The organism is Nonomuraea fastidiosa (assembly GCF_042751225.1).
Taxonomy (GTDB): domain Bacteria; phylum Actinomycetota; class Actinomycetes; order Streptosporangiales; family Streptosporangiaceae; genus Nonomuraea; species Nonomuraea fastidiosa.
On sequence record NZ_CP170570.1, the window covers coordinates 456284 to 480296 of the forward strand.

General features: G+C 71.8%; 20 protein-coding genes. 11 read left to right on the forward strand and 9 right to left on the reverse strand.

The window, feature by feature from the left end; all coding sequences use genetic code 11:
* Positions 1-3: 3 nt before the first annotated feature.
* Positions 4-1575 carry a carboxyl transferase domain-containing protein gene (locus tag ACFMQL_RS02015; protein WP_378784323.1) on the reverse strand — a complete coding sequence of 524 codons (1572 nt, stop codon included), beginning with the start codon at positions 1573-1575 and terminating at the stop codon, positions 4-6.
* 61 nt (positions 1576-1636) lie between these two features.
* Between ACFMQL_RS02015 and ACFMQL_RS02020 the strand changes: the two genes are divergently transcribed.
* Positions 1637-2236 carry a TetR/AcrR family transcriptional regulator gene (locus ACFMQL_RS02020; RefSeq protein ID WP_378784325.1) on the forward strand — a complete coding sequence of 200 codons (600 nt, stop codon included), beginning with the start codon at positions 1637-1639 and terminating at the stop codon, positions 2234-2236.
* Positions 2237-2648: 412 nt separating this feature from the next.
* On the opposite strand, the gene ACFMQL_RS02025 is transcribed toward ACFMQL_RS02020, so the two are convergent.
* Both ACFMQL_RS02025 and ACFMQL_RS02030 read right to left on the reverse strand, forming a co-directional pair.
* Positions 2649-2888 carry a hypothetical protein gene (locus tag ACFMQL_RS02025; protein ID WP_378784326.1) on the reverse strand — a complete coding sequence of 80 codons (240 nt, stop codon included), beginning with the start codon at positions 2886-2888 and terminating at the stop codon, positions 2649-2651.
* 11 nt (positions 2889-2899) lie between these two features.
* Positions 2900-3958 carry a hypothetical protein gene (locus ACFMQL_RS02030; RefSeq protein ID WP_378784327.1) on the reverse strand — a complete coding sequence of 353 codons (1059 nt, stop codon included), beginning with the start codon at positions 3956-3958 and terminating at the stop codon, positions 2900-2902.
* A gap of 244 nt (positions 3959-4202) precedes the next feature.
* Here ACFMQL_RS02030 and ACFMQL_RS02035 point away from each other — a divergent pair, with 244 nt between their 5' ends.
* Positions 4203-6377, forward strand: coding sequence for a thiamine pyrophosphate-dependent enzyme (locus ACFMQL_RS02035; protein ID WP_378784328.1), 2175 nt, complete (start codon positions 4203-4205; stop codon positions 6375-6377).
* On the opposite strand, the gene ACFMQL_RS02040 is transcribed toward ACFMQL_RS02035, so the two are convergent.
* The gene (locus ACFMQL_RS02040; RefSeq protein ID WP_364067641.1) at positions 6366-8141 is read right to left on the reverse strand and encodes a protein kinase; all 1776 of its coding nucleotides are present in this window, start codon (positions 8139-8141) and stop codon (positions 6366-6368) included. The two genes, ACFMQL_RS02035 and ACFMQL_RS02040, sit on opposite strands and share 12 nt — an antisense overlap.
* 46 nt (positions 8142-8187) lie before the next feature.
* Complete coding sequence (locus ACFMQL_RS02045; protein ID WP_364067639.1) at positions 8188-8886, reverse strand: M50 family metallopeptidase; 699 nt, start codon at positions 8884-8886, stop codon at positions 8188-8190.
* Positions 8887-8995: 109 nt separating this feature from the next.
* Here ACFMQL_RS02045 and ACFMQL_RS02050 point away from each other — a divergent pair, with 109 nt between their 5' ends.
* The 5 genes from ACFMQL_RS02050 to ACFMQL_RS02070 all read left to right on the forward strand — a co-directional run bounded on the left by ACFMQL_RS02050 (position 8996) and on the right by ACFMQL_RS02070 (position 12340).
* The gene (locus ACFMQL_RS02050) at positions 8996-9508 is read left to right on the forward strand and encodes an LLM class flavin-dependent oxidoreductase (RefSeq protein ID WP_378784329.1); all 513 of its coding nucleotides are present in this window, start codon (positions 8996-8998) and stop codon (positions 9506-9508) included.
* 21 nt (positions 9509-9529) lie between these two features.
* On the forward strand, positions 9530-10411 hold the full coding sequence (locus tag ACFMQL_RS02055; protein ID WP_364067635.1) for an amidohydrolase family protein: 882 nt from the start codon (positions 9530-9532) through the stop codon (positions 10409-10411).
* Between the two features lie 7 nt (positions 10412-10418).
* Positions 10419-10895: a nuclear transport factor 2 family protein gene (locus tag ACFMQL_RS02060; RefSeq protein ID WP_364067633.1), complete on the forward strand. Its 477-nt coding sequence runs from the start codon at positions 10419-10421 to the stop codon at positions 10893-10895.
* A 25-nt stretch (positions 10896-10920) separates the two neighbouring features.
* A complete protein-coding gene (gene corA, locus ACFMQL_RS02065; protein WP_378784332.1) occupies positions 10921-12039 on the forward strand; it encodes a magnesium/cobalt transporter CorA in 1119 nt (372 codons plus the stop codon).
* 73 nt (positions 12040-12112) lie between these two features.
* Positions 12113-12340 (forward strand): hypothetical protein, encoded by a 228-nt coding sequence (locus tag ACFMQL_RS02070; RefSeq protein ID WP_378784333.1) that lies wholly within the window; start codon positions 12113-12115, stop codon positions 12338-12340.
* A gap of 3 nt (positions 12341-12343) precedes the next feature.
* Here ACFMQL_RS02070 and ACFMQL_RS02075 read toward each other — a convergent pair whose 3' ends face one another.
* Complete coding sequence (locus ACFMQL_RS02075; RefSeq protein WP_378784335.1) at positions 12344-13525, reverse strand: AAA family ATPase; 1182 nt, start codon at positions 13523-13525, stop codon at positions 12344-12346.
* Positions 13526-13774: 249 nt separating this feature from the next.
* Here ACFMQL_RS02075 and ACFMQL_RS02080 point away from each other — a divergent pair, with 249 nt between their 5' ends.
* From ACFMQL_RS02080 to ACFMQL_RS02090, 3 genes are read left to right on the forward strand one after another with little or no spacing between them, the layout of a single operon-like run.
* Positions 13775-14974: a hypothetical protein gene (locus ACFMQL_RS02080; RefSeq protein ID WP_378784337.1), complete on the forward strand. Its 1200-nt coding sequence runs from the start codon at positions 13775-13777 to the stop codon at positions 14972-14974.
* Positions 14967-16199: a hypothetical protein gene (locus ACFMQL_RS02085; protein WP_378784338.1), complete on the forward strand. Its 1233-nt coding sequence runs from the start codon at positions 14967-14969 to the stop codon at positions 16197-16199. The genes ACFMQL_RS02080 and ACFMQL_RS02085 overlap by 8 nt, the downstream gene beginning before the upstream one ends.
* 56 nt (positions 16200-16255) lie before the next feature.
* Positions 16256-19360: a chromosome partitioning protein ParA gene (locus tag ACFMQL_RS02090; RefSeq protein WP_378784339.1), complete on the forward strand. Its 3105-nt coding sequence runs from the start codon at positions 16256-16258 to the stop codon at positions 19358-19360.
* Positions 19361-19500: 140 nt separating this feature from the next.
* Here ACFMQL_RS02090 and ACFMQL_RS02095 read toward each other — a convergent pair whose 3' ends face one another.
* Positions 19501-20940 (reverse strand): citrate synthase, encoded by a 1440-nt coding sequence (locus ACFMQL_RS02095; protein ID WP_378784341.1) that lies wholly within the window; start codon positions 20938-20940, stop codon positions 19501-19503.
* A 28-nt stretch (positions 20941-20968) separates the two neighbouring features.
* Positions 20969-22255 (reverse strand): MFS transporter, encoded by a 1287-nt coding sequence (locus ACFMQL_RS02100; protein WP_378784343.1) that lies wholly within the window; start codon positions 22253-22255, stop codon positions 20969-20971.
* 107 nt (positions 22256-22362) lie between these two features.
* Between ACFMQL_RS02100 and ACFMQL_RS02105 the strand changes: the two genes are divergently transcribed.
* Positions 22363-22995 (forward strand): HAD family hydrolase, encoded by a 633-nt coding sequence (locus ACFMQL_RS02105; protein ID WP_364067618.1) that lies wholly within the window; start codon positions 22363-22365, stop codon positions 22993-22995.
* 63 nt (positions 22996-23058) lie between these two features.
* On the opposite strand, the gene ACFMQL_RS02110 is transcribed toward ACFMQL_RS02105, so the two are convergent.
* The gene (locus ACFMQL_RS02110) at positions 23059-23943 is read right to left on the reverse strand and encodes an NAD(P)-dependent oxidoreductase (protein ID WP_364067616.1); all 885 of its coding nucleotides are present in this window, start codon (positions 23941-23943) and stop codon (positions 23059-23061) included.
* Between the last annotated feature and the right edge of the window lie 70 nt (positions 23944-24013).

The following is a 24013-nucleotide window of genomic DNA, read 5'->3' on the forward strand; positions in this document are numbered from 1 at the left end:
GCGTCACATCCGGAAGATGCCGAAGCCGGCGGGTTCGAGCGGCGCGTTGGCCGCCGCGGACAGCGCCAGGCCCAGGACGGTGCGGGTGTCGAGCGGGTCGATCACGCCGTCGTCCCAGAGCCGGGCCGTGGAGTAGTACGGGTTGCCCTGATGCTCGTACTGCGCCCTGATCGCGTCGGGATCGGCGTCGCCGACGGTGGTGAGCACGTTCGCGGCCTGCTCGCCGCCCATGACCGAGATGCGGGCGTTCGGCCACATCCACAGGAACCTGGGCGAGTACGCCCGCCCCGCCATCGCGTAGTTCCCCGCGCCGAACGAGCCCCCGATCACCACCGTGAACTTGGGCACCCGCGTGCACGCCACCGCCGTCACCATCTTCGCGCCGTGCTTGGCGATGCCGCCCGCCTCGTACGCCTTGCCGACCATGAATCCGCTGATGTTCTGCAGGAAGACCAGGGGGATGCCGCGCTGGTCGCACAGCTCGATGAAGTGGGCGCCCTTCAGCGCCGACTCGCTGAACAGGATGCCGTTGTTGGCCAGGATGCCGACCGGATGGCCGTGGATGTGGGCGAAGCCGGTGACGAGGGTGGGGCCGTACTCGGCCTTGAACTCCAGGAACCGCGAGCCGTCGACGATCCGCGCGATCACCTCGTGCACGTCGTACGGCTGCCGGGTGTCGGCCGGGATGATGCCGTACAGGTCGCGCGGGTCGTGGCGGGGCGGCTCGGGCTTGATCGTCTCCCACGGGCGCGGGGCGCGCGGCGGCAGCGTGGCGACGATGTCGCGGACGATGGCGAGGGCGTGGGCGTCGTCCTCGGCCAGGTGGTCGGTGACGCCGCTGACGCGGGCGTGCAGCTCGCCGCCGCCCAGCTCCTCGGCCGTGACCTCCTCGCCGGTCGCCGCCTTCACCAGCGGCGGGCCGCCCAGGAAGATCGTGCCCTGGTTGCGTACGATGACCGCTTCGTCGCTCATCGCGGGCACGTACGCGCCGCCCGCCGTGCACGAGCCGAGCACGGCGGCGATCTGCGGGATGCCGCGCGCCGACATCGTGGCCTGGTTGTAGAAGATGCGGCCGAAGTGCTCGCGGTCGGGGAACACCTCGTCCTGCCTGGGCAGGAACGCCCCGCCGGAGTCGACGAGGTAGACGCACGGCAGGTGGTTGTGCAGGGCCACCTCTTGGGCGCGCAGGTGCTTCTTGACCGTCATGGGGTAGTACGTGCCGCCCTTGACGGTGGCGTCGTTGGCGACGATCACGCATTCGCGGCCCGAGACGCGGCCGACACCGGTGATGATGCCGGCGGCGGGCGCCTGGTCGTCGTACAGGCCGCCGGCCGCGAGCGGCGACAGCTCCAGGAAACGCGAACCCGGGTCGAGCAGGCCGTCCACGCGGTCGCGCGGGAGCAGCTTGCCGCGCTCGACGTGCCGCCGCCGCGCCCGCTCAGGCCCGCCGAGCGCCGCCGTCGCCAGGCGTTCGAGCAGCTCGGCGGCCAGCCGCTCGTTGAGCTCGGCGTTGCGCTTGTACGCCTCGCTGCCCGGCTCGATCGCCGACTTCAGCACCGGCCAGTCGCTGCTCATGGCTCCCCTCCCATGGCTCGGATGTTAGTCACCATTAACCTCATCGTCTAGCATGTGAGACGTGACCACCGCCTCCGCCCCCTCTACCCGCGGCCGCCGCAACAGGCGCGCGGAAATCCTGGAGGCGGCCGCCGAGCTGTTCGCCGCGCGCGGCTTCCACGGCGTCTCGATCGAGGACATCGGCGCCGCCGTCGGCGTCTCGGGCCCCGCCCTCTACCGGCACTTCGACGGCAAGGACGCGCTGCTGTCGGAGATGCTGCTCGACGTCAGCTCGCGGCTGCGCGAGTCGGCCGTCGCGGTCGCCACCTCCTCACCCGACCCCAAGCGGACCCTGGACGAGCTGCTCGACGTGCAGATCACGTTCGCGCTCGAGCAGCCCGCGCTGATCACCGTGCACGACAGGGAGCTGGGCAACGTGCCGGAGCCGCAGCGCAGGCAGATCAGGCGGCTGCAGCGGCTCTACGTCGAGGAGTGGGTGACCGTGCTCGCCGAGCTGCACCCGTCATGCCCGGCCGCCCGGCTGCGCGCCGCGACGCACGCCGTCTTCGGGCTGCTCAACTCGACCCCGCACAGCGCCGGCGAGCTGCCCGCGGGCGAGATGCGGCCGCTGCTGCACGCGATGGCCAGGGCCGCCATCGACGCCGCCGTTAGGGCTCATTAACTTCCCGCCGTCGAGACGAATCGACGGGAAGGACTTTCACATCTCACTGCGCACGATCTTGCACGGAGGGCAGCTTTCCCGATGCGCCGCGCGGCACGTCACAGCCATCCCCCCGAATGCCTTAAGGAGCGCAACCGCATGTTGGATCTCGAAGAGAAGTACCTTGACCTGGAGAGCCGGGCTTTCTGATCACTCGAGAGACCCGAGCCATCAGGGCCGAGATGAAGGCCGGCTGCAACTCGCTCAACGAGCGCCTCGAACAGCTCGATCAGCGCTTCGAGCAGATCGAGATCGGCGAGCGCTTCGAGCAAGCGGGGGGCCAGAGGTAGCCAGCCCAGGCGAAAGGGCGAGGCCCGGGGAGGTGCCCCCCGGGCCTCGCCAGTGCACTCGCAGAGCGCTCAGTGCGTGAAGGTCAGCGCCGTACGCGGACGAAGTCCGTGGCGCTGTCGTCGCCGTTGGTGGCCGCGTCACCGCGGAACACGAACTTCCAGTGGCCGGAGGTCCAGGCCCTGGCCTTGGTGTAGAGGCGGCCGCTGTCGCCGGAGGCGGTGGTCTTGACGTACTGCCACTTCTTGGAGCCGTGCGGCTTGAAGTAGAGCGCCACCTTGCCGGCGTAGCCCTCCCACGAGCCGTCGTCCGAGACCAGCAGCACGCCCCTGAACTTCAGGGTGCCGCCGCGCTTGGCCGGCTGGGGTAGGCGTCGAACTTGATCAGCCGGGTGTCCTTCTTGGGCTCGTTGACCTGGACCCGGTCGGGACGGCTGACGGTGCCGTCGACGCCGCGGGTGCCGCGGTACTCGGCGCGCCACCAGCCGGACTTCTGCGCCGTGGCGGTGGCGGAGAAGCGGCCGCCGCGCCCGGTCACGTCGCTGGTGACGTACTCCCACCGGCGCGAGCCGTCGGCCCGGAAGAAGATGGACACGCGCTGGCCGGACAGGCCGCCGCGGCGCTCGGCGCGCAGGGTGCCGCTGAAGCGGAGCCTGTCGCCCTTGTCCACGGGCTCGGGACGGACGTCGAAGCCGGAGATCCGGCTGGCGAGGGTGGGCCGCCTGACGTCCACGCGGTCGGAGTCGCTGACGGTGCCCCGCGCGGTCGCGGTGGCCGCGAACTCGGCCCGCCACCAGCCGGTGGACCGGGCGCGTACGTTCGCGGAGAACCAGCCGCCGCGCCCGCTGGTCACCTTGGTGACCTCGCGGTAGTCGTCGGAGCCGCGCTCGCGGAAGGTGATGGAGACGCTCTGGCCGGGGTAGGCCTTGCCGTCGGCGAGCAGCCGGCCGGCGACCTTGATGGGCTTGCCCCTGGTGACCCGGCCGGGTTCGGCCTTGAAGCCGGCGATCCGGGTGGTGAGCGCCTTGACGACCTCGAAGGAGCCGGTCTTGGTGGCCTCGCCGTCACCGAAGGCGGTGGCGGTGTACGTCCACTTGCCGGCGGCGCTCGCGCCGAACGACTTGGTGCCGGTCCACTTCAGGCCGCCCCGGATGCGCGACGAGGTGACGGGCACCGCGGCGCCGTTCAGCTTGAGCTCGGCCTTCTCCGCGAACCTCGTGGTGAACGTGAACGTGACGGCGACGTCCTTGTCGAACACCACGATCGGGGCCGCGGGGCGCAGGCCCACGGTGCTGATGCTCGGTACGGGAGCCGCCGCTGCCGCGGTCGGGCCCGCGGCGAGTGCCCCGGCCCCCAGAACGAGGGCGAGGGCGGCTACACGGATGCGTTGCAACATGCGGGTTCCTTTCTGGAGACCCCATTGGTTTCAACGCGGCATTGAGGGTGCCACGCGTGTGCTCCTAGTAGACGTGGCCCCCGCGGTGAAGGTTGTGAATTCTGACAAACAGTTATCTACAGGGGTCAATCGGACCGCTCCACAACATCTCGCCTGCGTCCGGAAGACGTCAGCGCCGATCAAAGACATAATCGGGGGTGTGGCGCGCGACACAGTAGAGACTCATTTCACCCAGGCCGTTGCAATGCTGGAAGCGGGCACTCCGCGAGATCCGGGGCTTCCGATCCGGGACGGCACGTCACTGACCGGTGCGCAGTGCAGGACGCTCTACCGGCGCCAGCTCGACAGCCGGCTGCTCGACATCGCGGCCCGGTGGCTGCGCGAGCGTGATGAGGGCTTCTACACGATCGGCTCGGCCGGTCACGAGGGCAACGCGGCGGTGGCCGCCGCCTTGCGTCCCGGCGACCCTGCGCTGCTCCACTACCGCTCGGGCGCGTTCTACCTCACCCGTTCCGAGCAGGCGGGCAGGCTGCCCGAGCAGGGCATCCGCGACGTGCTGCTGGGACTGACCGCCTCGTCAGAGGAGCCCATCGCGGGCGGGCGGCACAAGGTTTTCGGCCATCCCGACCTGGCCGTCATCCCCCAGACGTCCACGATCGCCAGCCACCTGCCGAGGGCGGTGGGCGTGGCGTTCGCGATCGAGCGGGCGCGGTCGCTGGGCGTGCCGTCCGCCTGGCCGGAGGACGCGATCGCGGTGTGCAGCTTCGGCGACGCCTCGATCAACCACGCGAGCGCGCAGACCGGCTTCAACACCGCCGCCTACGCCACCTACCAGGGGCTGGGCATGCCGCTTTTGTTCGTCTGCGAGGACAACGGCATCGGCATCAGCGTGCGCACGCCCAAGGGCTGGGTGGAGGCCGCGGTGCGGCGGCCGGGCATCGAATACTTCGCCGCCGACGGGTGCGACCTGGCCGAGGCGTACGACGTGGCCGTGCGCGCCGTCGAGCACGTACGCGAGCGCCGCTCCCCCGCGTTCCTGCACCTGCGGACCGTGCGGCTGATGGGGCACGCCGGGTCCGACGTCGAGTCCGCCTACCGCACCCAGCGCGAGATCAAGGCCGACCTCGCCCGCGACCCGCTGCTGCGCACCGCGGCGATGCTGGTGGAGGCGGGGCTGGAGACGCCGGACGAGCTGCTCAAGCAGTACGAGCTGGCGCGCGAGCACATCCTGCTCATCGCCCAGGAGACCGCCCGCCGCCCGCGGCTCGGCTCGGCCAAGGAGGTCATGGAGCCGATCGCGCCGCGCAAGCCCGAGCTGATCGCCAAGATCAGCCCGATGGCGGCCTCGCCCGCGGTGCGGGAGAAGGCGTTCGCCGGGGCGCTGCCGGAGAACGACAAGCCGCTGACCCTCTCGCAGTCCATCAACCGCACGCTCGCCGACGCGCTGGCCGTCTACCCCGAGCTGACCGTGTTCGGCGAGGACGTCGGCAAGAAGGGCGGCGTCTACGGCGTGACCAGGGGGCTGCAGAAGCGGTTCGGCCCCGGCCGGGTCTTCGACACGCTGCTCGACGAGCAGGCCATCCTGGGCCTCGCGCTCGGGCAGGGCGTGTCGCGGCTGCTGCCCGTACCCGAGATCCAATACCTCGCCTACCTGCACAACGCGCTCGACCAGATCCGCGGCGAGGGCTCGACGCTGTCGTTCTTCTCGCGCGGCGCCTACAGCAACCCGATGGTGGTGCGGGTGGCCGGCTACGCCTACCAGAAGGGGTTCGGCGGCCACTTCCACAACGACAACGCGGTGGCCGCGCTGCGCGACATCCCCGGCCTGGTCATCGCCTCGCCGGCGCGGCCCGACGACGCCTCGGCCATGCTGCGCACGTGCCTGGCGGCGGCCCGTACGGCCGGGTCGGTGTGCGTGTTCCTGGAGCCGATCGCGCTCTACCACACCCGTGACCTGTTCGAGGACGGCGACGGCGGCTGGCTGGCCCCGTACGCGCCGCCCTCGCGCTGGGCCGAGACGCACGTGCCGATCGGCAAGGCCCGCTCCTACGGCGACGGGCGCGACCTGACGATCGTCACGTTCGGCAACGGGGTGCGGATGAGCCTGCGCGCCGCGGTGCGGCTCACCCAGGAGGGGTACGGCTGCCGCGTGCTCGACCTGCGCTGGCTGGCGCCGCTGCCGATCGAGGACCTGCTGCGCTCGGCCGAGCTGACGGGCGCCGTGCTGATCGCCGACGAGACCCGGCACTCCGGCGGCGTCTCCGAGGGCATCGTGGCCGAGCTGCTCGACGCCGGGTTCACCGGGAAGGTCGCGCGGGTGACGTCGGAGGACAGCTTCATCCCGCTCGGCCCGGCGGCCGATCACGTGCTGCTGTCGGAGGAGGAGATCGAGCAGGCGGCGCGCAAGCTACTCGGCTGAGCGGGCCACCGCTCCCCTGATGCAGTACGGCTCCGACCAGGCGACCGTCGAGTTCTCCGAGATCTGGACCGGCACGCCCACCAGGAAGCAGTAGCCGCTGTCCGGGTCGAGGCCGGTGACCTTGGCCGTGGTCGCGCCCTGCCCGAGCGCGGTGACGGTCTGCCTGCCCTGCTCGCCCGGGGAGCGCTGGATGACCACCGGATGGCGGCGGGCGGCTTCTGGCAGCGTCCACTTCAGCTCGATCAGCGCGCCCTGGTCGGCGGTCAGCTTGACCTCGCGGGGCGCGTAGGCCGATACATCCTGCCCGCCCTGCGGGCGTTGCGTGCCCGTGGCCGTCGTCGGAGTGGTGGTGGTCGTGCCGGGCCGGTCCGGCGGCTGGGAGAGGAAGACGGCCAGCGCCGTGCCGCCGACCGCGATCACCGCCACGGCGGCGGCGATCAGGAGGATGGTGCGGGTACGCGCGCTGCTTGCGCCCGGGTTCGGTGCGGGCTGGGAGTGCTGGGGCGGCGGCGCCTGTAACGACGGCGCCCCCTGCACCGGCGGGGACCCCTGCACTGGCGGCGACCCCTGTACTGCCGGTGGCCCTTGCACTGCCGGTGGCCCCTGCATCGGCGACGGTCCCTGCGCCGGCGGCCCTCCCATGGGCGGCTGGGGCGGGGGAAGGTACTGGCCCGTCGCGGGGAACGCCCCGCTCGTGGCCGCAGCGGCTCCGGTCGGCGCCTGGTGCTGCCCTGTCGCCGGGAAAGCCCGGGCACCCGATGAGTGGTGCGGGTTCGTACCGGAGGGTGCGGCGTGCTGCGCGCCTGTACCGGAAGGGGTGACGTACTGCGAGCCCGTGCCTGAAGGGGCGGAGTGCTGCGGGCCCGTCGCGGGGAAGGCGGTGCCGCTCGAGGACGCGGGCGCGGCGGTGCCGGCGCCGATCAGGTCGGTGACCGGCAGGCCGAGCTCCGCCTGCACGGCCTGGAGGTGCCGGGCGAGCTCGCGCGCCGACCCGTACCTGGCCTCCGGCTGCTTGGCCATCGCGCGCAGCACCGGCGCGAGCACCGCGGGCGGCACGTCGGGGCGGTTGATCGGCGGCGGCTCGGCGTTCAGCACTCGGTACATCAGCGGCGCGATCGACGGGTCCGCCGGGTTGTGGAAGGCGGGCTGCCCGGCCAGCAGGTGATAGAGGGTGGAGCCGAGCGAGTAGACGTCGGTGGCGGCCGAGTGGGGGCGTCCGGTGAGCACCTCGGGGGCGGCGTGCAGCGGCGTGAACGCCTGCGAGGTGGCCGAGATCTCCGCCGCGTCGACCACCCTGGCCACGCCGAAGTCGGCGATCGCCGGCTCGCCGTAGCGGGAGATGAGGATGTTCTGCGGCTTGATGTCGCCGTGCAGCACCCCGGCCTCGTGGACGGCCGCCAGCGCCCCGGCCAGCTTGACGCCGGTGCGCAGCACGTCGGGGACCGGCAGCGGCCCCTCCCTGCGGATCCGGTCGCGCAGCGAGCCGTTCTCGAAGAAGTCCATCGCGATGTACGGCTTGCCGGACGCGGTCATGCCGGTGTCGAAGACGGTGACGACGTTGGGGTGGCCGGTGAGGCGGCCGGTGAGCTGCAACTCGCGCTGGAACCTGCGCATGGTCCGCTGGTCGACCCGGTCGACGGACAGCACCTTCAGCGCCACGACCCGGTCGAGGCGCTCCTGGTAGGCGCGGTAAACGACGGCGAATCCGCCCTGGCCCACCTGATCGAGTACCCGGTAGCCGGGTGCGTCCTCGACTGGCAGCACTCCACTCTCCCCCCGTTGCTGTGGAGTTTAGTGGGAAATAGCGGGATCAGAGGGGATTCATGAGGTACGCACCGAACGCCATGGACGCCAGTGCCACCAGCAGGAAGAAGAACACGTAGAAGCCGCCGGGCAGGAACGTCAGCCGGGCGAGCTGGTCGGCGTCGGAGTCTCTGGCCTGCCTGCGGCGCCGCTTCTGCTGCAGCTCGATGATCGGCCGGATGCCGCCGAAGAGCAGGAACCAGGTGGCGACCAGGGCCACGACCTGCTGGACCCCGGCGGGGGCGTACATGATCAGGGCGAAGACGGCGCCGCCGGTGACGAGGAGGATGAGGGCGCCGTACAGGTTGCGGATCAGCAGCAGCATGCAGACTAAGAGCAGCAGCACGCCCCAGATCAGCAGCGTGATGTGGCCCTGCTCGGTGAGCCACGCGGCGCCCAGCCCGAGCAGCGGCGGCGCGATGTAGCCCGCCATCGCGGTCAGCACCATGCCGGGACCGGTGGGCCTGCCCCTGGTCAGCGTCACGCCCGAGGTGTCGGAGTGCAGCCGGATGCCTTCGAGCTTGCGCCGGGTGAGCAGCGCCATGAGGGCGTGGCCGCCCTCATGGGCGATCGTGATCAGGCCGCGGGAGACCTGCCAGGGCATGCGGAAGCCGACGATCACGAGCGCCGCGAGCGCCGAGCCCGCCACCACCCAGGGCTCGGGGTCGGGTTGCGTGGCGATCAGGTGGGCCCAGAACTTGTCCATCGAGGACAAACCCTAATCGCTTCGCCGGGTCCGCGGAGTCCCTGCGGAAGCGGCGGCGCACGCGGAGTGATAATGGCCGCAGCCATTTCCGATCATGAGGAGCCGGCCCATGGAACTCGGACTGCACATTCAGCACTTCACCTGGCCGGGCGGGGCGGAGCGGCTCGAGGAGACGCTGCAGATCTGCCGTCAGATGTGGAGCGGCGGCCAGGAGCCGTACGAGGGGCGGCACTACCGGCTGGAACGCACGCTGAACTCGCCGCAGAGCGTCAGCCGGCCGCACCCCAAGATCATGATCGGCGGTTCCGGCGAGCAGAAGACGCTGCGCCTGGTCGCCAAGTACGCCGACGCCTGCAACATCTTCGGCGGCCCCGACGTCACCCGTAAGCTCGACGTGCTGCGCGGCCACTGCGAGCGCGAGGGCCGCGACTACGACGAGATCGAGAAGACGAGCGTGCTGGCGCTCGGGCCCGACGACGATGCGGGCCGCGTGCTCGACCAGCTCAGGAGCCTGCACGAGCTCGGCTTCACCGCCGTCTACGTGACCGCCCGCGCCGGCGACCAGCTCAAGGCGATCGAGCTGCTGGGCGGCGAGGTGATCCCGCAGATCTCCACCTGGTGAAGCCCCTTCGGGGTGTTTAGGGTGTCGTGCGTGGTATCTGACGCCGAAGTGCCTGGCTGGTGGCGACGGCTGGGGCTGCCCGGCCTGATCGACCTGCACGTGCACTTCCTGCCCGAACGCATGGAACGCCGGGTGTGGCACCACTTCCACCACGGCGGGCCGCTGATGGGCGACGGGTGGCCCATCACGTACGAGTGGCCGGTCGACAAGCGGGTCGAGCGGCTGCGGGAGCTGGGCGTGCGGACGTTCCCCGCGCTGGCGTACGCCCACAAACCCGGCATGGCGTCCGACCTGAACGCCTGGACGCTCGGCTTCGCCCGCCGCACCCCGGGCTGCCTGCCGTCCGCGACCTTCTACCCCGAGCCGGGCGTGGAGGCGTACGCGCGGAAGGCGCTCGACGACGGCGCCCGGATCTTCAAGGTGCACCTGCAGGTGGGCGGGTTCGATCCGCGGGTGCCCGAGCTGGACGGCGTGTGGGGGCTGCTGGCCGAGTCGGGGGTGCCGGTCGTGGTGCACGCGAGCTCGGTGCCCGTGCCCGGTGGACATGTCGGGATCGAGCCCATCGCCGAGGTGCTGCGCCGCCATCCGGCGCTGCGGGTGGTGATCGCGCACCTCGGCATGCCCGAGTACGACCCGTTCTTCGAGCTGGCCGCCCGCTACGAACGGGTCGCGCTGGACACCACGATGGCCTTCACCGACTTCAGCGAGAAGCGCATGCCGTTCCCCGACCGGCTGCGGCCCGCGCTGCGTGATCTCGGCCTGGCGGGGAAGGTGGTGCTGGGCACGGACTTCCCCACGATCCCGTACTCGTACGCGCACCAGCTCGACGCGCTGGCCCGCCTCGATCTGGGCGATGCCTGGTTGCGGGCCGTGTGCTGGGACAACGGTGCCGCCATGATCTGATAGAAGGGTGAACGATCGGCACGTGGCGCTCATCAGCGCTTTCTACGACGCTCTCGGCCGCGCGGACTTCGCGGCCATGGAGCGCTGTTACCACCCCGAAGTCAGTTTCAGCGATCCCATCTTCCAGGAGGTCGAGGGGCGCGACCGGGTGATGAGGATGTGGCGGCTGCAGCTCGGCGTGCGCGACGGGCTGAAGTCCGAATATCGTGACGTGACAGCCGACGACTTCACCGGCACCGCCCACTGGACGGCCCGCTACACCTTCTCCAGCACGGGCCGCCAGGTCGTCAACGAGATCGACGCGCTGTTCAGGTTCGAAGACGACCTGATCGTCCGCCATCGTGACGACTTCGACTTCAAGCGCTGGTCGAAGATGGCGCTGGGCCGGCCGCACGGGCTGGTGTTCGGCTGGACGCCCATGTGGCGTAAGACCATCAGAGACCGTGCGACACAGCAGCTCAACGAGCTGATGAGCTCGTCTTAGTTCTTTCCGGTTGGGAGGTTCGCCCATGGCCAGGGTGAGGGGTCTCAGGCGCGGCGGAGAAACCCGCGAGGAGGCGCCGGAACACTCGATGGACCCGCGCGCCGTGGAGGAGCATCCCTATCGGCCGACCGTGATCGACAACGCCATCTACCGCGACGGCGAGCGGGTCGACAACCCCGGCTCGCTCGCCGACGCCTTCGAACGCCTCAAGCAGATGCCCGACTCCATGGCGTGGATCGGGCTCTACCGGCCCAAGGAGTGGGAGCTGGTCAAGCTCGGCGAGGAGTTCGAGCTGCACGAGCTGGCCCTCGAGGACGCCATCGTCGGCTCCCAGCGGCCCAAGGCCGACCGTTACGGCGACACCCTCTTCGTCGTGCTGCGCGCCGCCCGCTACCTCGACGACGTGGAGGAGGTCGCCTTCGGCGAGCTGCACGTCTTCGTCGGCCCCAACTTCGTGATCACCGTACGCCATGCCGAGGCGCCCGACCTGCAGGGCGTCCGCAAGCGCATGGAGTCGGACCCCGACCTGCTGCGTCAAGGCCCGCAGGCCGTCCTGTACGCGATACTCGACGCCGTCGTGGACGGGTACGCGCCGGTCGTGGCCGGGCTGCAGAAGGACATCGAGGAGATCGAGGTCCAGGTCTTCAGCGGCGACCCGTCGGTGTCGCGGCGCGTCTACGAGCTGTCCGGCGAGGTGATCGAGTTCCAGCGGGCCACCGCGCCGCTGGTCGGCATGATCCACGGGTTCATCGCCGGCGCCCGCAAGTACGGCGTCACCGACGAGCTCCAGAGCTACCTGCGCGACGTCGCCGACCACGCAATCACCGTGACCGAGCGCATCTCGTCCTTCCGCCAGATGCTGCAGAACATCCTCGTCGTCAACTCCACGCTGGTCACCCAGGCGCAGAACGCCGAGATGGCGCGCATGACGGAGGCCAGCATCCAGCAGGGCGAGGAGGTCAAGAAGATCTCCGCCTGGGCGGCCATCCTCTTCGCGCCGACGCTGGTGGGGACCATTTACGGGATGAATTTTGATTTCATGCCGGAAACGCACTGGGTGTTCGGGTATCCGTTCGCGCTCGTGCTCATGGGCGTGGTGTGCCTGGTGCTGTACATCGTCTTCAAGCGGAGAGACTGGCTCTGAGCCGCGCACCTTTCCGGATATTTCATGAAAGAGTCCTGAAGGGTCGGAGAACACCAAACGGGTCCTCCACGGAATGGATCTCCCCGACGGGCTCGGGCCCGGATTCTCGGCGCGGCGGAAGAACGCGCAAGGCAGGAGCATCGCGTTCGTCTACGGGTGGACGCCCGATCACGAGAAGCTACTGTCCGTCAACATCATGGAAGGCGCGCCGGGGCGGGATTCGGTGGCGGATGCGGTCGAATTCTTCCGGCAGTTGAAGCCGTTGCTGCTGGACTCCCCCTCGCCCGATGGCCCGGGGTAGCGGTCAGGCCGCCTGGGGGACCGGCATGGTGGTCAGGAGTTCGGTGAGTGCGGTGGCGGCGGTGATGTCGCGGAGCTCGGCCTCGGGGGTGAGGATGAGGCGGTGTGCCAGCACGGGCACGGCGAGCGCCTTGACGTCCTCGGGCACCACATAGTGCCGTCCCGCGGCGGCGGCCTTGACGCGGGCGGCGCGCAGCAGGGCGAGGCTGCCGCGCGGGCTCGCGCCCAGGCGCAGGTGCGGGCTGGTACGGGTGGCCGCGCACAGCGAGACGATGTAGTCGTAGACGGGGTCGGCCACGTGGATGCGGGAGGCGAAGTCGATCATTCCGGCGACGTCCGACGAGCGCGCCACCACGGGCAGCCGGTCCACCTGCGGCCCGGTGGGCATGCCCTTGAGCACCTCGACCTCCGAGGCGTGGTCGGGGTAGCCGACGGAGATCTTCATCAGGAACCGGTCGAGCTGGGCCTCGGGCAGCGGGTACGTGCCGTCCATGTCGACGGGGTTCTGCGTGGCGACGACGAGGAACGGCCTGGGCACCGGGTGGGGTTCGGCGTCGACGGTGACCCGGCGTTCCTCCATGACCTCCAGGAGCGCGGCCTGCGTCTTCGGCGAGGCGCGGTTGATCTCGTCGGCGAGCACGATGTTGGCGAAGACCGGCCCGTGGTGGAACTCGAACGTCTGCTGCGCCTGGTTGAAGATGGACACGCCGGTGATGTCGCTGGGCAGCAGGTCGGGCGTGAACTGGATGCGCCGCCATTCGGCGTCCACGCTGGCGGCGAGCGAGCGGGCGAGCGTCGTCTTGCCGGTGCCGGGGACGTCCTCGACGAGCAGGTGACCCTCGGCGAACAGGCAGATCAGGGCCAGCTCGATGGCTTCGTGCTTGCCCCTGATGACGCGTTCGATGTTGCTGGCGAGCAGGCGGAAGCGCTGCGCGAACTGGCCGGCGAGCTGGGCGTTCTGCTGCTGGACCTGCGCGCTCTGCTGGGCCTGCGCGTTCTGCGGAAGCTGGGGGCTCTGCTGGAGCTGGGCGTTCTGCTGGAGCTGGGCGGAGGCGTCGTACGGCCCGGTGTGCTGAGGGTGGACGGCCTGCTGCTGGTGCTGGTACGGCGGCACAGCCTGCTCGGCAGCGTCCGGGTAGCGGTAGGCGGCCTGCTCGGCGTGGTCCTGGTAGTGGTACTGGGTCAACTGAGTCCCCTTCTCAGCCGGCGTACTCGGAGAGCGGCCCTCCGGTGGAGGCCACGGCGGTCCTGCCATGCTGCGAGTGGCACAAAGTCCCGCACCCCCGACATGTACGACTGCGCACCGTTGCCCCCGTATTACCGTGCATCACCCTAGCGCCCGCAGATCACTCGCGTGGACGTACCGGCTGGTAGCGATGGGATCGGCGGTGCGGGCGTGCATGGAGTGTCGGTCCGAAGCCGTACCTTAGTGCCCGTGTCCGAACAGCCCCTGACCCTCGACTCCGTGCTGACCGACGAGGCGGTCCTGTCGACCTACCGCCGCATGTTCGCCGCGCTGGCCCGCGACAGCGGGGCGGTGGTCGACGATCCGGCCATGGTCGACATCGCCGAGACGTTGTTCGCGGCGTTCGCCGAGGCGGGCGAGGAGTGGCTGACGCACGAGCAGATGCGCTTCGCCTGCCGGGCCTACCCCACCGACCAGTTCGACAACCGGCTGCGGGTGCTCAAGGGGCTGGGCGCGATCCGCGAGGTGTTCCCCAAGCCCAACCAGCTCCGCTACCGCGCGTCGTTCACGAGCGTGGTGGGGCTGATGTTCATCAGGCGGATGATGGACGACGGCGGCCAGTCGGAGATGCACCGGCTGCTCGCGCTCGAGGACCTCAATGTCGCCGATCCGCGCACCACGATGGAGGAGGCCAGGCAGAGTGCGCTCAACCTGGCGCGGGCGTTCCGGCTGTGGGCGCTGGAGCTGATCACGCTCACCCACGGCACCATCGAGGAGCTGCGCGAGCAGGCGCCCAAGCTGTGGGGCACCGAGGAGATCGCCCAGCGGGCGCAGGGCCTGCACGCCACGATCCTGACCCGCTGGCCGGAGCTCGACCGGGTCTGCACCGACCTGCGCGCGGCCATCTACGCCTACAGCGACGCCTCACGGCGGGCGGCCTGGCTGGCCGACTCGGCGGGCACCACCCGTAATCTCACGCTGCTGCCGACCGAGACGTGGCGCACGTTCGCGCAGACCGCGTCGAAGGAGCGGCTGGCGGCGGTGCTCGACGGGTTCGTGTTCGACGCGCCCGCGCCTTGGCACGATCCCGCGGCGATCGCCCGCGCGGTCGACGAGGCGCCGCGTCCCGCGCCCGCGCAGCCCACTCCCCCGCGTTCCAACCTGCCCGATCCGGGTCCCGAGTCCGAGCTGGACACCTCGCAGGACGCCGCGCTCGAGCGGCTGCGGCAGACGGCGGAGTCGCTGCTCGGCGATGCCGACCGGGTGGCGCTGCGCGACGCGCTGGGCTCCGACTGGGCGGCGGCGCGGCGTGTGCTGGCCGACCTGACCACCGTCGATCTGCGGCCCGAGCTTCCCTACCGCCTGGTCTGGTCCGACGGGCTCGCCATCGATCCCGACCGCGAGCCCACCTGGCTGTCCGAGGGTTACCTGGAGCGCGTCCATGGCTGAACGTCCCGTGCCGGAGCCCGCGGCTCTCGCCCACGCCCGCGCCCGCTCGGGCGGTCCCGTCAAGCTCGGCGCCGCGGAGCCCGCGCCGCCCGGCATGATGCGCCTGACCAGGGCCGACTCCACCGGCGAAGCGCTGCCGGTGTGGCCTGACGGTGTGACGCCGTCGCTGCTCGACGAGCATCAGGTGGCGCCGGTGCCGGTGGAGCGCTCCGGCGAGACGCGGCGGGTGCTGGCGGCGGTGCTCAAGTGCTGCTGGCAGGACCTGTCGGCCTGCCCGTGGCCGGCAGGCCCGCCCGTCGACGTGGTGCTCGACACCTATCGCGAGCTGATCGGCCGTACCGACGACCTGATGCGCAACTGGGCGGTTGGCGCGCTGCGGCGGCTGCACGACTCCGCGTGGGTGGTGCTGGACGACGGCGTGGTGACGCTGGGCCCGCGCTGCGCCCTGTGGCCGCCCGAGTCGCACGCGCAGCTTCAAGAGCTCGTACGCCGGCTGCCCGAGCCCGCGCGTCCCGAGCTGACCGTGGTGCCCGACGACGACCTGGTGGCCGCCGGGCAGAGCGCCGTCGGCGGCGAGGCGGGCGGCAGGGCGGAGCCGGCCATGGCCGAGTTCGACGACCTGCTGAGCGGCTACGACGAGCGGCGCAGGGCCGAGCTGGTGGCGGCGTTCATGGTGGTCGAGCACGCGGCCGAGCCGGTGCAGGAGGTGCGCTTCGCCGCCCTGCGCGACCCGGCGCTGCGCCACACGCTGGCCGAGATGCTGGCCAGGCGCGGCCGTACGCTGATCCAGCACCGCGACCGCTGGATCTCCGGCTACGACGACGCCGTCGCCGCCCGCGTCGCCGCCGATGGCCCGGCCCGGCTGGGGGTGAGCGAGCGCGCGGTGCTGACGCTCATCCTCGTGCACTCGGTCGCCATCCCGCGCGCCGAGGGCCTGCTGCCCGAGGACTCCTGGCTGTCGCCGCACCCCACACCGGCCGACGAGCTGCGCCGCCACACCCAGCTGCCGATCGGCGAGCTGGAGTCGGCGCTGCGCGTGCTGCGGCACGCGGGGCTGATCAGCCAGGTGAAGGCGGGCGAGGAGGCGGGCGGCTACGTGCCGGGGCCGCAGTTCCACCGGCTCACCCCCGCGGCGCGGCGGCGGTTGCAGGAGGAGCTGATCCTGGCAGCCGGGCCCAACACGCCGCTCGCGGCGGCGGTGCTCGCCCGAAGGTCGGCCAAATGAGTCACATGTCAGCGTTGATGAGGGATGGAAGGGTTACGGGGGTTTAGGTGTCGCAAGTGGAGAACGTCGTCGGGGACCGCGTGCTGATCGCCGTGCAGGCGGTCAACATCTCGCGGTTGTCGACCCATCCGGTGCCCACCGTTCCCGGCACGCTGATCGTGGTGGCCGGCGCGGGGCCGAAGGACTCCAACGGCGCGGGCAAGTCGTCGTTCATCGCCTCGATCACGGCGCTGCTTGGCGACGAGCAGTGGCGGTTCGCCTCGGGTGCGAAGGCGGTGTCGGAGCTGCTGTTCAACGCGGAGCTGGCCAGCGGCGCCGGGTCGCGGCAGTGGGCGAGCGCCGACCACGGCTACATCGTGGGGGTCTTCGCGCCGCCCGGGATGAACGGGTTCGCCCCGCCGGCCTCCGGCTCTCGGGAGGCGGCGGCAGGCGTTGCCCCGTCCGATGGCGAGCCGTCCGGCGGTGGCTTGTCCGACGACGGGCCGTCCAAGGGGAGGCCCTCCGATCGCGGGTCGTCCGGCGGCGACCTGTTCGGCGCGGAGCCTTCCGACGGCGAGCTGTTCGACGTGCCCGACACCTCGGGCGGGGCGCTGACCGTGTGGCTGCGGGTCAACCAGGAGGCGCCCCACCTGGAGATCCGCTGGCGGGAGGGGATTCACCTCGCGGCGTCGCCGTCGGAGGCCGAGCGGGTGGCGCGGGCCGACGAGATCTGGGCGTCGCTGCCGCGCTCTGCGGGGCGGCGCGACGTCGTGGCCCGCGACCTCACCAAGGTCCTCTACGGCGACAAGGTCAGGTGCGTGTCGTTCCTGTCCACGTCCGTGCGCAGCAAGGTCGCCACCAACCTGCTCTCCCAGCCGCTCAACGAGATCTCGCCCGAGCGGGTCTTCGAGGCCATCGCCGCGCTGACCGGCCTGGACGCCGAGCTGGAGCAGGAGCGCGAGGCCCGCCGCGACGAACACGCCAAGCGGGTGCGGGCGGCGCAGGCGGCCGACCGGCTGGCCGAGTTCGAGTCGGAGTCGAAGGCGCTGCTGAGCACGTTCGACCGGCGCGACCAGGCGCGCATCCGGCTGGCCGACGCGCAGCGGTGCTGGCGCGGGCGGCAGGCCCGCAGGCTGGCCGACGCCGCCGCCAAGGACGAGGCGCTGGCCGCCGACCTTGAGCGCCACCGCGCGGCCGGCGAGGCGGCGGCCGAGGCCGTCGCCCTGGTCAAGGCGGAGATCGCCACGCTGCGCGAGGACACCCTCGACCGGCAGGTGTCGCAGGCGCGCAAGGAGCTGGCGGCGCTGCAGGCGCGGGCGAGCAAGCTCGACGCCGACCGCGCCGTGACGGAGAACTCCGCCGACGAGCTGCGCGGGCTCATCCCCGCGCTGGAGGAGACCCGCCGCTTCGCCGACGGGCGCGACGTGCCGGCGGCCGAACGCGAGCTCGGCGAGGCGCGGCTGCGGCTCAACGAGGCGCTGAAGGCCCTCGGCGTGGCCGACCAGGAGGTGGCCTCGGCGCAGGCGGCCCTCGATGACGCTGAGGGCGGTCCGGCGGCGGCCCAGCTCAACGCGCTGGCGGCGGCGGGGATCGGCGCGACCGGGCTGCTCGACGCGCTCGACGTGGCCGAGCAGGCGCGCGACGCGGGCGCGTCCGGTGGCCTGCGCGGCTGGCCGCACGAGCACGCCGTGATCGTGGACGCCACTCAGCTCGGCGCGGCCGCCGAAGCCCTGGCCGACCTGCCGGGGTCGGTGCTGGTGAGCGCGGCCGGGGTGAGCGTCGTCGGGGCGTTCGAGGGGGTGGCGACCGGGCGCGAGGCCCGCATCAAGGCCGCCGAGCAGCGGCTCAACCGGGCCAAGGACGTCCAGGAGAGCGCGGCCCAGGCCGTACGCGACGCGGAGGAGACGGTCGCCGAGGCGCAGCGGCGGCTCGAAGGCGCCAGGGCCGGGGTGCGGCTGGCCGAGCTCGAGGTCAAGCTGGGCGAGCGGCGGGCCAAGCTGGCCGAGCTGAACGCCGCCATCGAGGAGCTCGCGCCCAAGGTCGCCGAGGCCGAGCGCCAGGCCGCCGCGCTCGACTTCCGGGCACGTACCCGCGACATGGAGATCGAGCGGCTGGAAGGGCGCAGGCACCGGCACGAGAGCGAGCGCGCGCAGGCCCGCGAGCAGGAGGCCAAGGTCACCGCCGAACGCGAGGCGCTCAAGCTCGACGCGCTCGCCGAAGACTGGGGCGGCACCATCGACAGCGCCCGCGAGTGGCTGGAGGCGCTGCCCGACCAGGAGCGCACGCGCACCGCCGACGAGTGGTGGCGGATCGCCGAACGCCACCTCGACCAGGCGCTGCGCGACACGTTCCCCGACGAGGACGCGGAGCTGCCCGAGGAGCTGCGCTTCCTGCTGAGCGAGCGGGAGGGCAGCACGGCGCGGGAGCAGGCGACGTTCTCGGCGGTCTGCGGGTCGCTGTCGTCCTATCTGCGCGGCCAGGAGGAGTACGAACGCCACCAGCGGCGGCAGATCGAGGCCCAGCTCGTCTCCCGGCAGCGCGACCTGGCGGCGGCGGCCAGGGGCGCGGAGGAGGCCGCCCAGTCCACGGCCGTGCACCGCGCCGCGCTGACCGCCGCGATCAAGGCGCGGCTGGCGCGGGTGGCCGAGGAGTTCGACAAGCTCGACACCTCGTACGGCGGTTACGGCGCCACGCTGGAGTTCCCCGTCCCGCCCGCGCCCGCCGACCCCGAGCAGCGCTGGCAGTGGCGGGTCACGCCCAAGTGGCGGCGGGGCGAGGGGCAGGCGTTCGTGCCGTACAACCGGCGGGCCAACACCGCGCTCATGGACGAGAAGGCCGTCAAGCTGGTGTGCGCGGCGGCCATCGCCTCATCCGGCGGCGGCCACCTGTGCCTGGTGCTCGACGAGCTCGGGCGCAACCTGGGCAAGGAGCACCGGCGGGAGGCGGTGGCGCTGTTCCGGCGGATCGGCGAGACGTACGGGATCACGGTGATCGGGGCGCTGCAGGACGACATGGAGCCGTACGCGATCGACGCGTGCGGGCAGTACATCAAGCTGCGGCGGTCGTCGGACGCCATGCCGTACAACGAGCCGCCGGTCATCGTGGGGCACGACCAGCACGCGGAGCGGGTCCGGGCGCTGGCGGCGTACGTGGAGCGCGGCGCGCCCGCGCTCACGGCGTGAGCCCGCCCGCGAACGGCGGGGCAGGCGCCCGCGGTCACGGCGTGAGCCCGCCCGCGAACGGTGAGGCGCCGGGCGCGGCCGGCTGAGCCCAGCGCGGGCTGCGCGCGGGCGGCGGTGGTGGACGTCCGGGGGCTTCGTGGTCACTTCGGTGGCGGGCCGGTGTAGGAGGCGCGGAGGCGGAGGAGAGAGCCGCGGCGATATTCCTCCATCGCGTGCGCCAGCCAGCCCGCCGCCCTGGCCACCGCGAAGATGGCCTCGCCCGCGCCGCGCGTCATGCCGCTGACGGTGACGAGGGTGGCGAGGGCGAGGTCCACGTTGGGGTGGGGCAGGCGGCGCCGGCGCATCTCCGCCAGCACGGCATCCACCACGTCGATCCGATCCGGCCGGAGAACGGTCTCGCCCGGATCCCCAAGGCGCGCGGGCTCGCCCGGTCCGCCCCGATGCGCGCGCTTGGCCGGTGGGCAGGGTGCGGTGCGGGCGCCGGTTTCCGTGACGGCCTTCCTGATCAGGTCGAGGAGGAGGGTGCCGCGGGCGTCGCCGTTCTTGTAGACGCTGTGGCCGAAGCCGGGGATGCGCTCGCCGCGCCGTACGCGCTCGCCGATGACGCGGGGCGCCTCGCCGGGGTGGGTGATCTCGTCGAGGAGGCGTTCTGCGGCGTACGAGGCCCCGCCGTGCAGCGGTCCGCCCAGCACGCCGAGCCCGGTGAGGACGACGGCGTACGGGTCGGCCTTGGCGGAGGCGGCCACCCGGGCGGCGAGCGTGGAGGCGGCGAGTTCGTGGTCGGCGAGCAGCACCAGCGCGGCCCTGAGCGCGTCGAGCAGGCCGGGCGTGGCGGGGTGCGGGCACAGGCGGGACCAGAGACGTTCGGCGATCGTGTCGCCCTGGGGCTCGCCGAGCGGCGGCAGCGCGTCCACCAGCCCCGCGATGAGGCGGCGGGCGGTGGCGGTGACGGAGTCGGGGTCGAGCTGGTAGCGCAGGGAGTCGGACGCGCCGAGCACCGTGACGATGACCTGGAGGCGGTCGAGCGGCATGAGGTCGCCGGGCAGGCCGCGCTGAGCGGCGACGGCGGCCCGCAACCCGTCCCCGGGCTCGAAGCGCCACGTGCCCGGCGCGCCCCGCAGCCCCGCGTCAGGCTCGAGCCACCTCCCGCCCGGCGCGCCCCGCAGCCCCGCGTCAGGCTCGAGCCGTCGCTCGCCCGGCGTGGCCCGTAGCCCTCCGTCGGGCTGGAGCCGCCGCCCGCCCGGCGCGGCCCGTAGCCATACGCCGGGGTCGCCGGTCCACAGCCACTCGGCGACGGTCTCGAACGCCGCCGTACGCGCGAGCGCGAGCGCGTCCGTGCCCCGGTAGTAGGGCCGGTCCACGCCGAGCGACGTGACGGCGGACTCGATGACGAGCTCCGGCGGCTGGGCGCGCGGCCGGCCGCGGCGGGCGAGGCGTTCGATCTCCTCGGCGGAGAAGAGGCTGCGCCGGCCGTCCTCGCTGTGCCGGCGCTGCACGACGCCGCGGCTCACGTACGCGTACAGCGTGGCGGGCTTGATCCCGAGCCGCTCGGCCGCCGTGGCCGCGTCGATCCACTCCACCCCGGCAGAACCCTCCGTTGACGACACCTCACAGGGTACGGTCGCCGGTCTCCGGCAGGGCGAGCAGGCAGAGCAGGCTCAGGATCGCCATCGCGGAGACGTAACCGCCGACCGCCATGACGCCCAGCCCGCTCGCCTGCATGCTGGTGGCGACCAGCGGCGGCACCGCGCCGCCGAGCACGCCGCCGAGACTGTAGGCGACGGACGAGCCGCTGTAACGGTACTCGGTCCTGAACAGCTCGGGCAGGAACGCCCCCATCGGCCCGAAGACCAGCCCCATGAGCGCGAGCGCGCCCGCGAGGGCCAGCCCGACGAGGAACGTGGAGCGGGTCTCCATCAGCGGGAACATCACCAGCCCCCACACGACGGCGCCGATCGTGCCGGTGATGAGCGTGCGGCGGCGGCCCAGCCGGTCGGACACCATGGCCGAGGCCACCGTGCCGGCCGCCATGAACACCACGCCGACCATCGACAGCGCGAGCATCGTGGTCTTGGAGATCTTGAGGGTGTCGGTGCCGTACGCCAGGCAGTAGGTGGTGGCGGTGTAGAAGAGCGTGTACGCGATGGTCATGGCGCCGGCGCCGAGCAGGACACGCTTCCACTGGTGCTTCATCAGGCCGACGAACGGCACCCTGGCGATGCGGTGCTGGTCCATGGCGGCCTGGAAGACGGGCGTCTCGGAGATCTTGAGCCGGACGTACAGGCCGACGATCACCAGCAGCAGGCTCGCCACGAACGGCAGCCGCCATCCCCAGCTGTCGAACTGCCCGTCGCTCAGCACCTCGCCGAGGATCAGGAACAGCCCGTTGGCGACGATGAACCCGGCCGACGGGCCGAGCTGCGGGAACATCGCGTACAGGCCGCGCTTGCCGGGCGGGGCGTGCTCGGTGGCCAGCAGCGCCGCGCCACCCCACTCGCCGCCGAGCCCGATGCCCTGGGTGAAGCGCAGCAGCACGAGCAGGACGGGCGCGATCACGCCGATGGCGGCGTAACCGGGCAGCAGGCCGATCAGGACCGTGGACAGCCCCATCACCAGCAGCGAGACGACCAGCATGGACTTGCGGCCGATGCGGTCGCCCCAGTGCCCGAACAGGGCGGAGCCGAGCGGGCGGGAGATGAACGCCACGGCGAACGTCGAGAACGAGGCCAGGCTGCCCGCCACCGGGTCCATGTCGGGGAAGAACGCGGTGTTGAGCACCAGGGCGGCGGCGGTGCCGTAGATGTAGAAGTCGTAGAACTCGATGGCGGTGCCGATGAGGCTGGCCGCAGCGATCCTGGACCGGCTGGGGGCGCCGGTCTGAGGGGAAACCTTCATGAGTGTCTCACTATGTGGACGTGCGTCTTGTGAAGCGATACGAGGACGCTATCACCTGCGCAATGTTAGGTTTCACATACGGAACATCCATGTAGAAAGGGGGGCATTTGCCCGTCGAGCTGGTGATCTTCGACTGTGACGGCGTCCTGGTGGACAGCGAGTCCATCTCCGTACGCGTCGGGCTGGCGGCCCTGCGCCGCCTGGGCCGGACGATGACCGAGGCCGAATACATCGAGAAGTTCGTCGGCGCCACCGGCGACTACTGGGAGCAGCAGATCGGGCCCACCCCGCCCGGCTGGCGCGACCGGTTCAGAGCGGAGTACCGCGCGGCGATCCAGAGAGAGCTGCGCGCCGTCGAAGGCATCACCGACGTGCTCGAACGGCTCACCATCCCGTTCTGCGTGGCCTCCAACGCCCGCCATGCCACCATCCGCCGCAACCTGCGGCTGGCCGGGCTGTCCCACCACTTCGACGGGCGCGTCTTCAGCGTCGAGGACGTCGCCGCGGGCAAGCCCGCGCCCGACCTGTTCCTGCACGCCGCCGCCACCATGGGGGCCGAGCCGGACAAGTGCGTGGTGGTGGAGGACAGTCCCATCGGGGTGACGGCGGCGATCAGCGCGGGCATGCGGTGCTTCGCGTACGCCGGCGGCCTCACGCCGATCGCACGCCTGAAGGGGCTGGGCGCGACGCTCTTCCGCCACCCCGCCGAGCTCCCCGGCCTGATCGCGGCCCTCACCTGACAGGCCCCGCCTGACGACAGGCCCCGCCCGCAGACGAGGCCCGGCTCAACCGCGGGCCGGCCGTCACTTCTGGCGGGCGCGGCCGTTGTCGTCCAGGTAGTCGCGCCACGTCCGCTTGGGCGTCCAGCCGAGCATCCGGTACGCCTTCTCGCACGAGATGCCCGACGAGTCGGCCCTGGACAGCGGCCGCAGCTCGATCTTGTCGCCGAAGCTCCGCCGCAGCATGGCCGCGAAGTCGTGCCCGCCCGCGTTGTCAGGCGCGGCGATGTAGAACACCTCGTGCCCCGGCAGGTCGGACTCGACGGCCAGCACGATCGCATCGGCGAGGTCGTACACGTCGGTGTAGCTGCACAGCCCGGCCCCGACCTCGACCTCGCCGCGCACCTCCGGCCCGAGGTTGCGCTCGTAGTTGCCCTCGTGCTGCACCCAGCTCGGCCGCAGCGAGATGCACCTGATGTCCGACCGGCGCACCGCCGCGTCCATGAGCTGCTCGCCGAAGTATTTCGACAGCGCGTACGGGTCCTGCGGCCGGATCGGGTGCTCCTCGTCCACCGGCGCGTAGTCCGGCAGGAACGGCCGCTCGGCGAAGAAGAACCCGGGCACGGTCTCGCTGGAGATGTTCACGAACCGCCGCACGCCCAGCCGTACCGCCGCCTCGATCATGTTGAACGTGGCCATCAGGTTGTTCTGGAACACCACGTGCGGCGCGTTCATGGTGGGGTCGGGGATGGCCGCCGCGTGCACCACGGCGTCGGCCCCGTGCGTCACGGCGAACGCCTGCCCGGCGTCGGTCAGGTCGGCCTGCTTGTAGCGGGGCTCGCCGGGATCGTGGCGTTCCCAGACCGGGCGGGTGAGATCGGTGGCGGTGACCTCGTGCCCCGCCTCCTGCAGGGCCTTGACGGCGGCCCTGCCGACCTTGCCGTGTGCTCCGGTGACGACGACGCGCATGAGCCGCTCCTCGCAAGCTGGACCCCTCGATCTCGCCCACAACCTATACCCGCCCCTGCGGCCGGCCCTG

Coding starts and splice junctions, on each gene's coding strand:
- ACFMQL_RS02015 (WP_378784323.1), bottom strand. CDS start 1,575: ATGAGCAGCGACTGGCCGGTGCTGAAGTCGGCGATCGAGCCGGGCAGC.
- ACFMQL_RS02030 (WP_378784327.1), bottom strand. CDS start 3,958: ATGTTGCAACGCATCCGTGTAGCCGCCCTCGCCCTCGTTCTGGGGGCC.
- ACFMQL_RS02035 (WP_378784328.1), top strand. CDS start 4,203: ATGCTGGAAGCGGGCACTCCGCGAGATCCGGGGCTTCCGATCCGGGAC.
- ACFMQL_RS02045 (WP_364067639.1), bottom strand. CDS start 8,886: ATGGACAAGTTCTGGGCCCACCTGATCGCCACGCAACCCGACCCCGAG.
- ACFMQL_RS02050 (WP_378784329.1), top strand. CDS start 8,996: ATGGAACTCGGACTGCACATTCAGCACTTCACCTGGCCGGGCGGGGCG.
- corA (WP_378784332.1), top strand. CDS start 10,921: ATGGCCAGGGTGAGGGGTCTCAGGCGCGGCGGAGAAACCCGCGAGGAG.
- ACFMQL_RS02070 (WP_378784333.1), top strand. CDS start 12,113: ATGGATCTCCCCGACGGGCTCGGGCCCGGATTCTCGGCGCGGCGGAAG.
- ACFMQL_RS02085 (WP_378784338.1), top strand. CDS start 14,967: ATGGCTGAACGTCCCGTGCCGGAGCCCGCGGCTCTCGCCCACGCCCGC.
- ACFMQL_RS02100 (WP_378784343.1), bottom strand. CDS start 22,255: ATGAAGGTTTCCCCTCAGACCGGCGCCCCCAGCCGGTCCAGGATCGCT.
- ACFMQL_RS02110 (WP_364067616.1), bottom strand. CDS start 23,943: ATGCGCGTCGTCGTCACCGGAGCACACGGCAAGGTCGGCAGGGCCGCC.